General features: G+C 53.5%; 15 protein-coding genes. 4 read left to right on the forward strand and 11 right to left on the reverse strand.

What is annotated here, in order from left to right; translation table 11 throughout:
- The first annotated feature begins 427 nt into the window (after positions 1-427).
- The 4 genes from mnmL to mtgA all read left to right on the forward strand — a co-directional run bounded on the left by mnmL (position 428) and on the right by mtgA (position 5,501).
- Positions 428-1,357, forward strand: a complete 930-nt coding sequence (gene mnmL, locus OGX84_RS20035) for a tRNA modification radical SAM protein MnmL/YtqA (protein WP_112001513.1) — start codon at positions 428-430, stop codon at positions 1,355-1,357.
- Between the two features lie 198 nt (positions 1,358-1,555).
- Complete coding sequence (gene arcB, locus OGX84_RS20040) at positions 1,556-3,892, forward strand: aerobic respiration two-component sensor histidine kinase ArcB (protein ID WP_112001514.1); 2,337 nt, start codon at positions 1,556-1,558, stop codon at positions 3,890-3,892.
- Positions 3,893-4,122: 230 nt separating this feature from the next.
- Positions 4,123-4,776, forward strand: coding sequence for an isoprenoid biosynthesis glyoxalase ElbB (gene elbB / locus OGX84_RS20045; protein WP_012135342.1), 654 nt, complete (start codon positions 4,123-4,125; stop codon positions 4,774-4,776).
- Positions 4,773-5,501 (forward strand): monofunctional biosynthetic peptidoglycan transglycosylase, encoded by a 729-nt coding sequence (gene mtgA, locus OGX84_RS20050; RefSeq protein WP_112001515.1) that lies wholly within the window; start codon positions 4,773-4,775, stop codon positions 5,499-5,501. The genes elbB and mtgA overlap by 4 nt, the downstream gene beginning before the upstream one ends.
- On the opposite strand, the gene yrbL is transcribed toward mtgA, so the two are convergent.
- The 11 genes from yrbL to kdsD all read right to left on the reverse strand — a co-directional run bounded on the left by yrbL (position 5,476) and on the right by kdsD (position 13,325).
- Positions 5,476-6,147, reverse strand: coding sequence for a PhoP regulatory network protein YrbL (gene yrbL / locus OGX84_RS20055; protein WP_012135340.1), 672 nt, complete (start codon positions 6,145-6,147; stop codon positions 5,476-5,478). The genes mtgA and yrbL overlap by 26 nt on opposite strands.
- Before the next feature lie 210 nt (positions 6,148-6,357).
- The gene (npr, locus tag OGX84_RS20060; protein WP_012135339.1) at positions 6,358-6,630 is read right to left on the reverse strand and encodes a PTS phosphocarrier protein NPr; all 273 of its coding nucleotides are present in this window, start codon (positions 6,628-6,630) and stop codon (positions 6,358-6,360) included.
- Positions 6,627-7,481 carry an RNase adapter RapZ gene (gene rapZ, locus OGX84_RS20065; protein WP_012135338.1) on the reverse strand — a complete coding sequence of 285 codons (855 nt, stop codon included), beginning with the start codon at positions 7,479-7,481 and terminating at the stop codon, positions 6,627-6,629. Before rapZ ends, npr begins: the two co-directional genes overlap by 4 nt.
- 36 nt (positions 7,482-7,517) lie before the next feature.
- Positions 7,518-8,009: a PTS IIA-like nitrogen regulatory protein PtsN gene (gene ptsN / locus OGX84_RS20070; protein WP_112001516.1), complete on the reverse strand. Its 492-nt coding sequence runs from the start codon at positions 8,007-8,009 to the stop codon at positions 7,518-7,520.
- A gap of 125 nt (positions 8,010-8,134) precedes the next feature.
- Entirely contained in the window at positions 8,135-8,422 is a 288-nt protein-coding gene (gene hpf / locus OGX84_RS20075; RefSeq protein ID WP_012135336.1) for a ribosome hibernation promoting factor, read from the reverse strand.
- A 22-nt stretch (positions 8,423-8,444) separates the two neighbouring features.
- Positions 8,445-9,878 carry an RNA polymerase factor sigma-54 gene (gene rpoN / locus OGX84_RS20080; protein ID WP_012135335.1) on the reverse strand — a complete coding sequence of 478 codons (1,434 nt, stop codon included), beginning with the start codon at positions 9,876-9,878 and terminating at the stop codon, positions 8,445-8,447.
- A 47-nt stretch (positions 9,879-9,925) separates the two neighbouring features.
- Positions 9,926-10,651, reverse strand: coding sequence for an LPS export ABC transporter ATP-binding protein (gene lptB, locus OGX84_RS20085; protein ID WP_012135334.1), 726 nt, complete (start codon positions 10,649-10,651; stop codon positions 9,926-9,928).
- 6 nt (positions 10,652-10,657) lie between these two features.
- Positions 10,658-11,212 (reverse strand): lipopolysaccharide ABC transporter substrate-binding protein LptA, encoded by a 555-nt coding sequence (gene lptA, locus OGX84_RS20090; RefSeq protein WP_012135333.1) that lies wholly within the window; start codon positions 11,210-11,212, stop codon positions 10,658-10,660.
- A complete protein-coding gene (gene lptC / locus OGX84_RS20095) occupies positions 11,181-11,756 on the reverse strand; it encodes an LPS export ABC transporter periplasmic protein LptC (protein ID WP_012135332.1) in 576 nt (191 codons plus the stop codon). The genes lptA and lptC overlap by 32 nt, the downstream gene beginning before the upstream one ends.
- On the reverse strand, positions 11,753-12,319 hold the full coding sequence (kdsC, locus tag OGX84_RS20100) for a 3-deoxy-manno-octulosonate-8-phosphatase KdsC (protein ID WP_012135331.1): 567 nt from the start codon (positions 12,317-12,319) through the stop codon (positions 11,753-11,755). The genes lptC and kdsC overlap by 4 nt, the downstream gene beginning before the upstream one ends.
- Positions 12,320-12,338: 19 nt before the next feature.
- Positions 12,339-13,325 carry an arabinose-5-phosphate isomerase KdsD gene (gene kdsD / locus OGX84_RS20105; RefSeq protein ID WP_012135330.1) on the reverse strand — a complete coding sequence of 329 codons (987 nt, stop codon included), beginning with the start codon at positions 13,323-13,325 and terminating at the stop codon, positions 12,339-12,341.

Below are 13,325 nucleotides of genomic sequence, written 5' to 3' on the forward strand. Positions count from 1 at the left end.
AAATGGCAATCTTATTTATGCAAAAATGTGCTATAGGTCGATTAACTTTATGAATGTATTGAAAATAATGACTTTTTTACATTGATTTGATGCGGCATAAGCGCAGGGGAGAGTGTGATCTGTCTCACTATCATAACGGCCTGTTAGCCCTTATCTCACCTTGATTATCCGTAATGATTAGCATTTTATGCTGGTTTAAGCGGCACAGGCATTTCATGATACTGTTTTTTAGCCAGTGTCATCAGAAGATAAAAAAAGTGTGCAGTTATAAGGAAAAGTAATTAGCTATGGAGTGAATGAAATCGCGGTAATTTTGCTTGATTATGCAATAAATAAAAGCCTGCCGGAGCGATTGATCCAGGTCATCGCCGACAAAGGCTAAAAATGGCAGGCTTTGGCCTCTTTTCAAGGCGCGGTCTATCAGATTATGCAGTTACAGAAATTAGTCAATATGTTTGGTGGGGATCTTTCTCGTCGTTATGGGCAAAAAGTTCATAAACTGACGTTGCACGGCGGATTTAGCTGTCCAAACCGCGATGGCACCATCGGACGTGGCGGGTGTACTTTCTGTAATGTCGCCTCTTTCGCCGATGAGGCGCAGCAGTATCGCTCTATTGCCGAACAACTGGCGCATCAGGCGCATCTGGTCAATCGCGCCAAACGTTATCTGGCCTATTTCCAGGCGTACACCAGTACCTTTGCCGAAGTGCAGGTGCTGCGTTCTATGTATCAGCAGGCGGTAAGCCAGGCCAGCATTGTTGGGCTGTGCGTCGGAACGCGCCCCGACTGTGTACCGGATGCGGTGCTCGATCTGCTCTGCGAATATAAAGACCAGGGCTATGAAGTGTGGCTGGAACTGGGATTGCAAACCGCGCATGACAAAACGCTGCGCCGTATTAATCGCGGCCATGATTTTGCCTGTTATCAGCGAACCACCCAACTGGCGCGCGAGCGCGGGCTGAAAGTGTGCTCGCATCTGATTGTGGGTTTACCCGGCGAAGGGCAGACGGAATGCCTGCAAACGCTGGAGCGCGTGGTGGAAACGGGCGTGGATGGCATTAAGCTGCACCCGCTGCATATTGTAAAAGGCAGCATTATGGCGAAAGCCTGGGAGGCGGGACGCCTGAACGGCATTGCGCTGGAGGCGTATACGCTGACGGCGGGGGAGATGATCCGCCATACGCCGCCGGAGGTTATTTATCATCGCATTTCCGCCAGCGCCCGTCGTCCGACGTTGCTCGCCCCGCTATGGTGTGAGAATCGCTGGACGGGCATGGTGGAGCTGGACCGCTATCTTAACGAACATGGTGCGCAAGGCTCCGCGCTTGGTACGCCGTGGATTCAGCCGGAGAGCTAACCATCCGTAGGCGTGTAGGCCTGATAAGCGAAGCGCCATCAGGCAGCCTGGCGCACATTGCCGGATGGCGGCTATGCCTTATCCGGCCTACCGCCTACCCGGTCATTTCACCGATAACCTCCGCATTTATTGCACAATTTTCAACGTACTGCTCAGAATTGAGTATTATTGTGCGAAGTTGTCGTGAAGGAATCCCCTATGAAGCAAATTCGTATGCTGGCGCAATACTATGTCGACCTGATGATGAAGCTGGGTCTGGTGCGCTTTTCGATGCTGTTGGCATTAGCGCTGGTGGTGCTGGCGATAGTGGTGCAGATGGCAGTTACCATGGTGTTGCATGGTCAGGTCGAAAGTATTGATGTCATCCGCTCCATCTTTTTTGGCCTGTTAATCACGCCCTGGGCCGTCTATTTCTTGTCGGTGGTGGTGGAGCAACTGGAGGAGTCCAGGCAGCGCCTGTCACGGCTGGTACAAAAGTTGGAAGAGATGCGCGAGCGCGATCTCAAACTCACGGTACAACTGAAAGACAATATTGCTCAGCTTAATCAGGAAATTGCCGATCGCGAAAAAGCGGAGGCTGAGCGCCAGTCGACCTTCGAACAGCTAAAAGTGGAAATCAAGGAGCGTGAAGAGACGCAGATTCAGCTTGAACAGCAATCCTCTTTCTTACGCTCTTTCCTCGATGCGTCGCCGGATTTGGTTTTTTATCGCAATGAAGATAAAGAGTTTTCCGGCTGTAACCGCGCGATGGAACTGCTGACCGGCAAGAGTGAAAAACAGCTCGTCCATTTAAAACCGGCTGACGTCTATTCCCCCGAAGCGGCGGAAAAAGTGATTGAGACCGACGAAAAAGTCTTCCGCCATAACGTCTCGTTGACCTATGAACAGTGGCTCGATTACCCGGACGGGCGCAAAGCGTGCTTTGAAATTCGCAAGGTGCCCTATTACGACCGCGTTGGTAAACGTCATGGCCTGATGGGCTTTGGGCGCGATATTACGGAACGTAAGCGTTATCAGGACGCGCTTGAACGCGCCAGCCGCGACAAGACCACGTTTATCTCTACGATCAGCCACGAGCTGCGTACGCCGCTGAACGGCATTGTCGGCTTAAGCCGCATTCTGCTGGATACCGACCTTACCAGCGAGCAGGAAAAATACCTGAAAACCATCCATGTCTCTGCGGTCACGTTGGGGAATATTTTCAACGATATCATTGATATGGATAAGATGGAGCGGCGTAAAGTCCAGCTGGATAACCAGCCGGTAGATTTCACCAGTTTCATGGCGGATCTGGAGAATCTCTCCGGCCTGCAGGCGCAGCAAAAAGGGCTACGCTTTGTGCTCGATCCGACGTTGCCGCTGCCGCATAAGGTGATCACCGACGGCACGCGTTTGCGCCAAATTCTGTGGAACCTGATCAGCAACGCCGTGAAGTTTACCCAGCAAGGGCAGGTGATGGTGCGCGTACGCTATGACGAAGGCGATGTGCTGCATTTTGACGTGGAAGATTCCGGCATCGGTATTCCGCAGGATGAGCAGGATAAAATATTCGCCATGTATTATCAGGTGAAAGACAGTCATGGCGGTAAACCCGCGACGGGGACCGGGATTGGCCTAGCGGTATCGCGCCGTCTGGCAAAAAATATGGGCGGCGACATCACCGTTTCCAGCCAGCCGGGTAAAGGTTCCGTCTTTACGTTAACCGTACATGCGCCCGCCGTGGCGGAAGAGGTCGAGGACACGCTGGAAGAGAATGACATGCCGCTGCCTGCGCTGCATGTGCTGCTGGTCGAGGACATTGAGCTGAACGTCATTGTGGCGCGTTCAGTGCTGGAAAAACTGGGCAACAGCGTTGACGTGGCAATGACCGGGAAAGCCGCGCTGGAAATGTTCACCCCGGGTGAATACGATCTGCTGCTGCTGGATATTCAACTGCCGGATATGACGGGCCTGGATATCTCCAGAGAACTTACCCGCCGCTATGCACGGGAAGAATTGCCGCCGCTGGTCGCACTCACTGCTAACGTCCTGAAAGACAAGAAAGAGTATCTGGACGCGGGAATGGACGATGTGTTGAGCAAGCCGCTGTCGGTTCCGGCGTTAACCGCCATGATTAAAAAATACTGGGATACCCGTAACGAAGAGGAGAGCACTGTGACATCTGAAGAGAGCAGTAAATCGCAAGCGTTGTTAGATATCCCGATGTTAGAGCAGTATATCGAACTGGTCGGCCCGAAATTAATTACGGATGGACTGGCGGTGTTCGAAAAAATGATGCCGGGTTACTTAAGCATTCTGGAGTCCAACCTGACGGCGCGAGATACCAAAGGCGTTGTTGAAGAAGGGCACAAAATTAAAGGCGCGGCGGGCTCCGTCGGGTTGCGTCATCTACAGCAACTGGGTCAGCAAATTCAGTCGCCGGATCTTCCTGCCTGGGAAGATAATGTGGGGGAATGGGTTGAAGAGATGAAGCAGGAGTGGCAGCACGACGTCGCGGTGCTGAAAGCCTGGGTGGCAAACGCGGAAAAAAAATGACCCCGGATTGACCGGGGTGCGCGAATACTGCGCCAACACCAGGGAAATCGTGGCTGCGCCGTAAGTTATGATTGTTTTTTACACAGGCGCAGCTCTGCTTTTCAGGCCGCACGCAGTTAAGATAGCAAATCTTAAATGTTTTGTTACATGAATCAGTTAAATGTGTGAAGCGCAGCATTTTAATCAGAATTATTAATACGCTTCAGTAAGTTGCGAAAAGGATCATCACGATGAAAAAAATTGGCGTAGTGCTCAGTGGATGTGGCGTATACGACGGCGCCGAGATTCATGAAGCCGTTCTGACCCTTCTGGCGATTGCCCGCAGCGGCGCGCAGGCCATCTGCTTTGCGCCGGATAAACAGCAGGCTGATGTGATTAATCACCTGACGGGCGAAGCGATGGCGGAGACGCGAAATGTCCTGATCGAAGCCGCGCGCATTACGCGAGGGGAAATTCGTCCACTTGCTCAGGCGGTCTCCAGCGATCTGGACGCGCTGATTGTTCCGGGTGGATTTGGCGCGGCGAAAAACCTGAGTAATTTTGCCAGCCAGGGCAGCGAGTGCCGGGTAGATAGCGACCTGGCCGCGCTGGCAATCGCCATGCACCAGTCGGGTAAGCCGTTAGGGTTTATGTGCATTGCCCCGGCAATGCTGCCCCGGATTTTTGGTTTCCCGCTTCGTCTGACGATTGGCACCGATATCGATACGGCGGAAGTGCTGGAAGATATGGGGGCCGAGCATGTGCCATGTCCGGTTGACGATATTGTGGTGGATGAAGATAACAAAATTGTCACCACGCCTGCTTACATGCTGGCGCAGGATATTGCACAGGCGGCGACCGGCATTGAAAAACTGGTGTCTCGCGTACTGGTTCTGGCTGAATGAGTAAAGGGCGTTTCACTCCGCTGGCGTCCCTGCGCCGTTTGCTCCTGCGCATCCTTGTGGTGCTGGCGGTTTTTTGGGGCGGCGGCATCGCGCTGTTCAGCGTCGTTCCGGTGCCTTTTTCCGCAGTGATGGTGGAACGGCAGATTAGTGCGTGGCTGCAAGGCGATTTCGGCTATGTTGCGCATTCCGACTGGGTTGGCATGGATGCGATCTCGCCGTGGATGGGGCTGGCGGTGATTGCGGCGGAAGATCAGAAATTCCCGGAGCACTGGGGATTTGATGTTTCGGCCATTGAGAAGGCGCTGGCGCACAATGAGCGCAATGAAAACCGAATTCGTGGGGCGTCCACGCTTTCTCAGCAAACGGCGAAGAATCTCTTTTTATGGGATGGCCGCAGTTGGGTGCGTAAAGGGCTGGAGGCCGGGCTCACCGTCGGGCTGGAAACCGTCTGGAGTAAAAAACGCATCCTGACCGTCTACCTGAATATTGCGGAGTTTGGCGATGGCGTGTTTGGCGTGGAAGCGGCGTCGCAGCGCTATTTTAATAAACCTGCCAGCCGGTTAAGTATGTCAGAAGCCGCGCTATTGGCGGCGGTGCTACCGAACCCTTTACGCTTTAAAGCGAACGCGCCTTCAGGCTACGTGCGTAGCCGTCAGGCGTGGATTTTGCGTCAGATGCGCCAGTTGGGCGGCGAATCGTTTATGACGCGTAACCATCTGTATTAAGATTGCGCTGACGCGCGGCCTCAAGAGAGGGGAGCGGCAGCGCGCTTTTGTCTTCTTCCTGGCGGTTCATCTTCAGCGCCGCCACCAGACCCGGTTGGGCGATCAACCGTTCCCACTGTCTTTCCTGTTTGCGATGGCAAAACCAGGCTGACCAGCTTGCCAGCGGGATCAGCGTGCTCTCGCCGATGTTGTCGCAGATCACCGGGATCGCTTCGGATTCGCTAATGCGGTGACACAGAATATTTTGCGGCTTCAGGGTCATGGTGACGATGCGGTTATCGTAGATATAACGCTTGAGCGTTTTCAGCAACTGGCGCAGGACGGCGGCATCTTCGTCATTGCGGCACTGCGCCACAAATTCAGTCAGCGTGACGGACGGTTTGCCATCGAAATCGGTTATTACATCGTAGACGTAGCCCGTACCACAATCGGTCTCTACCGTACCGTGATAGCGCGGGATGCCGCTCCAGTCTTGCAGGTAACGTGACAGATGCGCGTAATATTTCAGCTCGCGTCGGATCTCTTTCTTGCCGCTGCGGTCGGCATTGTAAATGATCTTAATGCAGCGTTGGGCATCGCCCGGATGCGCATAACATTTACGATGGCGTCCGGTGCCCAGGGGATTTTGTTCAGATAAAAGTATCATGAGATCTCCTGGTAATGTTGCTAATAGAACCAGTATGAACGCTCAACTTAAATAGAACGTAAACAACCCCTCTTAAGGTTTTCTTAAGGTTTAATCAGGACGGAAAAGCGCACGGAATGTACAATATCGACGCAGGCAGAAAGGCGAGAGAATAAAAAAAACGCCGGATGGCGTTTTCTGGGAGAAAGGAGGAGACGAAAGCGAAATGGCCTAATCTTCGTCGAATCCTGAATTGAACAGCGCGATCACCGCCGCCAGCGCTTCGACCTCCTGCGGGCCGGTAGCTTCAATTTCTATCTGGCGACCTTTAGCAGAGTCCAGCATCAGTAGGGCGATGACGCTATTGGCTTCGGCTTCGGTTCCTTCATCATTGCGTAACAGCACTTCGGCCTCAAAACCCTGCATTAATTCAAACAGTTTCATGGCAGGCCGGGCATGCATACCCAGCTTGTTCGTGACTTCTACAGTCTGCTTCACGGTCATGTTTTGCGTTTTTCCAGCGTTCTATGGCGTGACTGCACGTTCTTACCGCGTGAGCGGAAGTAGTCTGCCAGCTGTTCTGCAATATACACCGAACGGTGTTTCCCGCCGGTACAGCCGATGGCTACGGTGAGATAGCTACGGTTGTTTGTCTCCAGCATGGGTAACCATAACTCAAGATAGCTGCGAGTCTGGTAGATAAAATTGTGTACTTCTGTGTGCCTGTCGAGGAATGCCGCAACCGGTTTATCGAGGCCGGTCATTGGACGCAGTTTCGGGTCCCAGTGCGGGTTAGGCAGGAAGCGCACGTCAAAAACATAATCGGCATCAATTGGAATACCGTGCTTGAAGCCGAAGGACTCGAACACCATTGTCAGCTCGCGTTCGCGCTTGCCCAGCAGACGGGTACGCAGCATTTCCGCCAGTTCATGCACGGACATTTCAGAGGTATCGACAATCAGATCGGCGCGGGAACGCAGCGGTTCCAGCAGATCGCTTTCCTGGTCGATGGCGCTCTCCAGGGAGAGATTTTTGCTGGAAAGCGGATGCAGACGGCGCGTATCGCTGTAACGGCGAATCAGCGTGTTGCGATCGGCATCAAGGAACAGAAGCTGTGGTGAAAACGCATCGGGCAGGTTGTTCATCGCCTGCTCGAAAATTTCAGGGGACTCAGGCATGTTACGCACGTCAATGCTGACGGCCGCAGAAATCTGGCGATCGGCCAGCGTACGAGCCAGATCGGGCAACAGCACCACGGGGAGGTTGTCCACGCAGTAAAAACCCATATCTTCCAGCGCACGCAGGGCGACAGATTTCCCTGACCCTGAACGACCGCTGACGATCATCAGTACCATGTACCGTTTCTCCTCACAACAGATGCCATTGGGTGGTTATGCCTCATCCTTTCCACCTTCGGTGTCAGTGATGATTTGATACAGCTCTTCGTCACTCTGCGCGGCGCGCAGACGGCGGCAGATGGCTTTATCCGCCAGACGTTTAGCGACCAGCGACAGTGTATGCAGATGCGTTTTGGTTTGATCTGCGGGCACCAGCAGGGCGAAAAGCAGATCGACCGGTTGATTATCAATGGCATCGAAAGCGATAGGCGTTTCGAGTTGGACGAACACGCCGACGGCGCGCAGCGTATCTTCTTCCAGCTTGCCGTGCGGGATGGCGATACCATTGCCAATGCCGGTACTGCCCATTTTCTCACGCGTCAGGATTGCTTCAAATACCACCTGCGGAGGCAGGCTGAGCTGTTTTGCCGCCAGTTCACTGATAATCTCCAGCGCACGTTTTTTGCTCTGGCAGTGAACGCCGCTGCGCGTACATTCCTGGTTAAGTACGCTGCTCAGTTGTAGAGTCGTATCGTTATTTGTCATAATTTCACCTAAGAACCTGTTCCATCAGAATGATTCCTGATGAAGCAGATTCGGAGCGCTAACTGTACAAATGGCCTGTTGTGCGTCACAACAGGCCGTCCTGCACTCGCTAACTGCCCGGACAATTAGTGTTGTTTCAGTTTATCTTTGTGTTTCGTTAGCTGCCTTGCCAGTTTATCGATCAAACCGTCAATGGCGGCATACATATCCTGACCTTCCGCGCTGGCGTGAATTTCGCCACCGTTTACATGCAGTGTCGCATCCGAGATGTGTGTAACCTTCTCCACTTTCAAAACAACGTAGACCTGATTAATCCTGTCAAAATACTGCTCAAGTTTGGCGAATTTGGTTGAGACAAAGTCGCGCAGGGCTTCAGTAATTTCGACGTTATTTCCAGTGATGTTGAGCTGCATAGTGTCTTCCTTATCGGTTGGTTCAAACCAGCTGTTTGCGCTGATTGGACGGCGGAATGGATAAAGACTCTCGGTACTTCGCAACGGTGCGGCGCGCCACCATGATACCCTGATCCGACAACATAGAGGTTAACTTGCTGTCGCTCAGCGGCTTCGCGGGGTTCTCCGCAGCAATTAATTTCTTCACCAGCGCACGTATCGCCGTGGAAGAGGCTTCGCCTCCGCCTTCGGTATTCACATGGCTGGAAAAGAAATACTTCAGTTCAAAAATGCCGCGTGGACTGTGCAGATACTTCTGCGTGGTCACACGGGAAATCGTCGATTCGTGCATCTCGACGGCCTGGGCGATGTCCGCCAGCACCATCGGTTTCATAAACTCTTCGCCTTGCTCGAAGAAGGCCTGCTGCTGCTCAACAATACAGCGGCTCACGCGTAACAGGGTGTCGTTGCGGCTTTCCAGACTTTTGATCAGCCACTTCGCATCCTGAAGGTTGCTGCGAATGAACTGGCTGTCGGCATCATTACGCGCGCCGTTGCACAGGGCGGCATAATGTTGATTGATCTGTAGACGGGGAATGCTGTCGCCGTTCAGCTCCACCATCCAGTAACCGTTGTGCTTACGCACCAGCACATCCGGGATCACATATTCAGGTTCGCCGGTCTGGATAGACTGACCCGGTCTGGGATCGAGCGACTGGATAAGATTGACTGCCTCTTTCAGCACCTCTTCTTTCAGCCGCGTAACGCGCATCAGGGTGCGGAAGTCATGATTGGCCAGCAGATCGAGGTGATCGCTGATGATCAACCGGGCGTCTTCCAGCCAGGGCGTGGATTTATCGAACTGTGAGAGCTGGATCAGCAGGCAGTCACGGAGATCTTTTGCCGCCACGCCGATGGGATCGAAGCGCTGAACGCGTTTAAGTACCGCTTCTATTTCATCGAGGCCGATCTCTTCATCGCCGATGCTTTCGAGAATGTCATCCAGCGAAATGGTGAGATAGCCGGTATCATCAACGGCATCGACAATTGAGGTGGCAATCGCGCGATCGGTATCCGAGAACGGAGTCAGCCCGACTTGCCACATCAGGTAGTCCTGGAGGGACTGCGTGGTTTCGCCCTGGTACACCGGCAGCTCGTCGTCGATGTAGTCGCCGCTGGTGCCGGACGGCGTACCTGCGGTGTAAATCTCATCCCAGCTGGCGTCAAGCGGCAGCTCTTCGGGCATCTCTTTCTGTTCGAGCGCGTCTGCGGTATCCAGGGCTTCGTTGTCCTGGGTTTCGCGCGTGTCGATTTCATCGTGAAGATCGGTTTGCTCAAGCAGCGGATTACTCTCCAGCGCTTGCTGAAGTTCCTGCTGAAGTTCCAGCGTAGACAACTGCAACAGACGGATGGCCTGTTGTAGCTGGGGCGTCATCGCCAGTTGTTGGCTGAGCCTGAGTTGCAAACCTTGCTTCATGTTCAGAGTCGTTTTCTCCCGCTGTGACGTCGCAGTCTTCTACCCTATCAGAGTCTGAAGTCTTCCCCAAGGTATACGCGCTTAACGTGCTCGTCTTGCAGGATTTCTGTCGGTGTGCCGTGTGCGATCAGATGCCCCTGGCTGACAATATACGCGCGTTCACACACCGCCAGCGTCTCACGAACGTTGTGGTCGGTAATCAGAACGCCGAGACCGCTGTCGCGCAGGTGCTCGATAATGCGTTTGATGTCGATGACGGAAATCGGGTCAACGCCTGCAAACGGTTCATCCAGCAGGATAAATTTCGGATTTGCGGCCAGCGCGCGGGCAATCTCCACACGGCGGCGCTCACCGCCGGACAACGCTTGTCCGAGGCTGTCGCGCAGATGCTCGATGTGGAACTCTTCCATCAGTTCATTGGCGCGGTCTTCACGCTGTTCGGTCGTGAGATCGTCACGAATTTGCAGCACCGCCATCAGGTTATCAAACACGCTCAGACGGCGGAAAATGGAGGCTTCCTGCGGTAAATAGCCAATACCGCGACGCGCGCGGGCATGCAGCGGCAGCAGGCTGATGTCCTCATCGTCAATAATAATGTTGCCAGCGTCGCGCGGCACAATGCCCACCACCATGTAGAAGGTAGTGGTTTTACCTGCGCCGTTCGGCCCGAGCAGACCGACGATCTCCCCGGAATTCACGGTCAGGCTGACATCTTCCACCACGCGACGGCCTTTATAGGCTTTCGCAAGATTCTTTGCAGTTAATGTTGCCATAACGAATTAGTTACCCTTCTTCTGTGCCGGGGCCTGGTCTTTGTTTTTGTCCTGCAATTGCGACGGCACCAGAACCGTCGTTACACGTTTGCCTTTTTCGCTGAACGCCTGCATTTTCTGCTCTTTCACCAGGTAAGTGATCTTATCGCCGGTGATGTTGCTGTCGAGCTGCTCCAGGTAGGCGTTACCGGTCAGGACGACGAAATCTTTCGCCAGCTCATAATGCATTTTTTGGGCATGGCCTTTTACCGGCTTGCCGTTGTCCTGCATCTGATAAAACGTCGCCGGGTTGCCGAAGCCGTCGATCACCTCTTTGCCTTGCTCGCCGCCCGGACGGGTGACGACCACTTTATCGGCATTGATTTTGATGGTGCCCTGAGTCACGACGACATTTCCGGTAAACGTCACCACGTTACCCTGCATATCCAGTGACTGCTGGTCCGATTCAATATGAATCGGTTGTTCGGTATCGCCGGTGACCGCGAACGCCGGAAGACTGGCGGCCAGAAGTGTGCTGGCAAGCACAAGATTAAGGCTGAGTTTGTTTGTTTTGAATTTCATAGGAGGTTCTAACCTTTTCAATCAGCTCGGCGTTCTTGCTGCGTAAGTTGCCGCGCATTTTCAGTCCGCTGGAGTTAAATGTTGTTCCGTATAACGTGACCAGATCTTCAGAGGTGACATCCTGCGTCACCAGGTTGATCGTCGCGTTATCCGTCGTGATTCTGCGTAGTTGAGCGTCAGGCGCCAGCGCATTGACTTCAACGTGACCATACAGATAGAGCATCCGGTCTTCGGTCAATTTCGCCTTATCCGCTTTAATCGACCATGTCGGGACTTTATCTTTATCAAAGGTGGTTAATACCGGTTGGGTAAACCACGAAAGCGCCTGTTCTGAATAATATTCAACGTGCTGCGCAATAAGACGATAGTTCAACGCGCCTTCCGGGCTATAGACGACCGTATCGGTATGCTCGCTCTTATAAGTCGGATCGCTGGTGTTCACCACAACCTGAGCAGGATCGTCTTTATCCGCCAGATTAATTCCGATCAACACCAGTACGGCCAACGACAGTAGAATGATAACCCAACGTCTGGTTTTACTCATATCGATTGCCCTTTGGCCTCATCAAGCTTACCCTGCGCCAGCAAGAGTAGATCGCACACTTCCCGCACCGCGCCGCGTCCACCGGCGATATGCGTCACATAGTCGGCGCGGGGGATCAGGAGCGGATGCGCATCAGCGACCGCAACGCTCAGACCCACTTTTTCCATCACCGGCCAGTCGATCAGATCGTCACCGACGTAAGCCACATTTTCAGGCGCAACGCCCAGCTTATCGAGCAGGTCGCCAAACGCGATAAGTTTGTCCGACTGCCCCTGATAGAGATGCGTGATCCCCAGGGTGGCACAGCGATCTTCTACAAGTTTAGCCTTTCGCCCGGTAATAATAGCGACCTCAATCCCGGAAGTGAGCGCACAGCGAATGCCGTAGCCATCACGGACGTTAAAGGCCTTCAGCTCTTCACCGTTGTTGCCCATATAAATCAGACCATCAGACAGCACGCCATCCACATCGAGGATGAGCAGACGGATGTTTTCCGCCTGGGCGATAACCTGTGTACTGACGGGGCCATAACAGGTCGCAAGCGACGCACCTGCTTTACTCATTTCTTTTATCCTTGAGTTTCTACACTACGCCTGCACGCAGTAAATCATGCATATGTAACACACCCAGTAACTGGTCGCCATCAGCAACCAAAACGGAGGTGATATGACGGGACTGCATTAAGTTCAGGGCGTTAACGGCGAGAATACCGGGGCGAACGCGAATTCCCCCTGGCGTCATGACGTCGGCAATCCCTAACTGGCGAACATCCACACCCATATCGAAAACACGACGCAAGTCGCCATCGGTAAAGATGCCGTCAATCTTCATTGTGTCATCACAAATGACGGTCATGCCGAGATTTTTACGCGTAATTTCCAGCAGGGCATCACGCAGGCTGGCGTTTTTATTCACATGCGGGATTTCATCGCCGGTGTGCATGATATCGTTAACGCGCAGCAGAAGTTTACGGCCAAGTGCGCCGCCCGGATGCGACAACGCAAAATCTTCGGCGGTAAAGCCGCGGGCTTTTAATAACGCGACCGCGAGCGCATCGCCCATGACCAACGTAGCCGTAGTGCTGCTGGTCGGCGCCAGACCCAACGGGCAGGCTTCTTTCGGCACTTTAACACACAGATGCACATCCGCCGCACGCGCCATGCTGCTTTCTGGCCGCCCGGTGATACAAATCAGCGGCACCTGCAAGCGTTTGAGAACCGGGATTAATGCGGCAATCTCATTGGATTCGCCAGAGTTGGAAATCGCGATCACCACATCCTGCGAGGTGACCATGCCGAGATCGCCATGCGCGGCCTCGCCTGGGTGAACAAAAAAGGCGGAAGTGCCGGTGCTGGCAAAGGTGGCGGCCATTTTCCGCCCGATATGACCTGATTTCCCCATCCCCATGACAACGACTTTGCCTGTACACGAGAAGATTTTTTCACAGGCGAGCGTGAAGTTCTGGTCGATGTATTGATCAAGCTCCGCCAGGCCTTCACGTTCAATCTCCAGGACGTCTTTGCCTGCTTTCTGAAAGTCAAAACCCGGTTGTAACGCTAAGTGCGACAT

The sequence above is a fragment of the Citrobacter sp. CK202 genome, from assembly GCF_030333225.1.
Lineage (GTDB): Bacteria > Pseudomonadota > Gammaproteobacteria > Enterobacterales > Enterobacteriaceae > Citrobacter_B > Citrobacter_B koseri.

Excerpts from the sequence above, each read along its gene's own strand:
- ptsN (WP_112001516.1), bottom strand. The coding sequence starts at position 8,009 with ATGACAAATAACGATACGACTCTACAACTGAGCAGCGTACTTAACCAG.
- hpf (WP_012135336.1), bottom strand. The coding sequence starts at position 8,422 with ATGCAGCTCAACATCACTGGAAATAACGTCGAAATTACTGAAGCCCTG.
- rapZ (WP_012135338.1), bottom strand. The coding sequence starts at position 7,481 with ATGGTACTGATGATCGTCAGCGGTCGTTCAGGGTCAGGGAAATCTGTC.
- lptB (WP_012135334.1), bottom strand. The coding sequence starts at position 10,651 with ATGGCAACATTAACTGCAAAGAATCTTGCGAAAGCCTATAAAGGCCGT.
- kdsC (WP_012135331.1), bottom strand. The coding sequence starts at position 12,319 with ATGAGTAAAGCAGGTGCGTCGCTTGCGACCTGTTATGGCCCCGTCAGT.
- mtgA (WP_112001515.1), top strand. The coding sequence starts at position 4,773 with ATGAGTAAAGGGCGTTTCACTCCGCTGGCGTCCCTGCGCCGTTTGCTC.
- npr (WP_012135339.1), bottom strand. The coding sequence starts at position 6,630 with ATGACCGTGAAGCAGACTGTAGAAGTCACGAACAAGCTGGGTATGCAT.
- kdsD (WP_012135330.1), bottom strand. The coding sequence starts at position 13,325 with ATGTCGCACTTAGCGTTACAACCGGGTTTTGACTTTCAGAAAGCAGGC.
- rpoN (WP_012135335.1), bottom strand. The coding sequence starts at position 9,878 with ATGAAGCAAGGTTTGCAACTCAGGCTCAGCCAACAACTGGCGATGACG.
- yrbL (WP_012135340.1), bottom strand. The coding sequence starts at position 6,147 with ATGATACTTTTATCTGAACAAAATCCCCTGGGCACCGGACGCCATCGT.
- lptC (WP_012135332.1), bottom strand. The coding sequence starts at position 11,756 with ATGAGTAAAACCAGACGTTGGGTTATCATTCTACTGTCGTTGGCCGTA.
- arcB (WP_112001514.1), top strand. The coding sequence starts at position 1,556 with ATGAAGCAAATTCGTATGCTGGCGCAATACTATGTCGACCTGATGATG.
- lptA (WP_012135333.1), bottom strand. The coding sequence starts at position 11,212 with ATGAAATTCAAAACAAACAAACTCAGCCTTAATCTTGTGCTTGCCAGC.
- elbB (WP_012135342.1), top strand. The coding sequence starts at position 4,123 with ATGAAAAAAATTGGCGTAGTGCTCAGTGGATGTGGCGTATACGACGGC.
- mnmL (WP_112001513.1), top strand. The coding sequence starts at position 428 with ATGCAGTTACAGAAATTAGTCAATATGTTTGGTGGGGATCTTTCTCGT.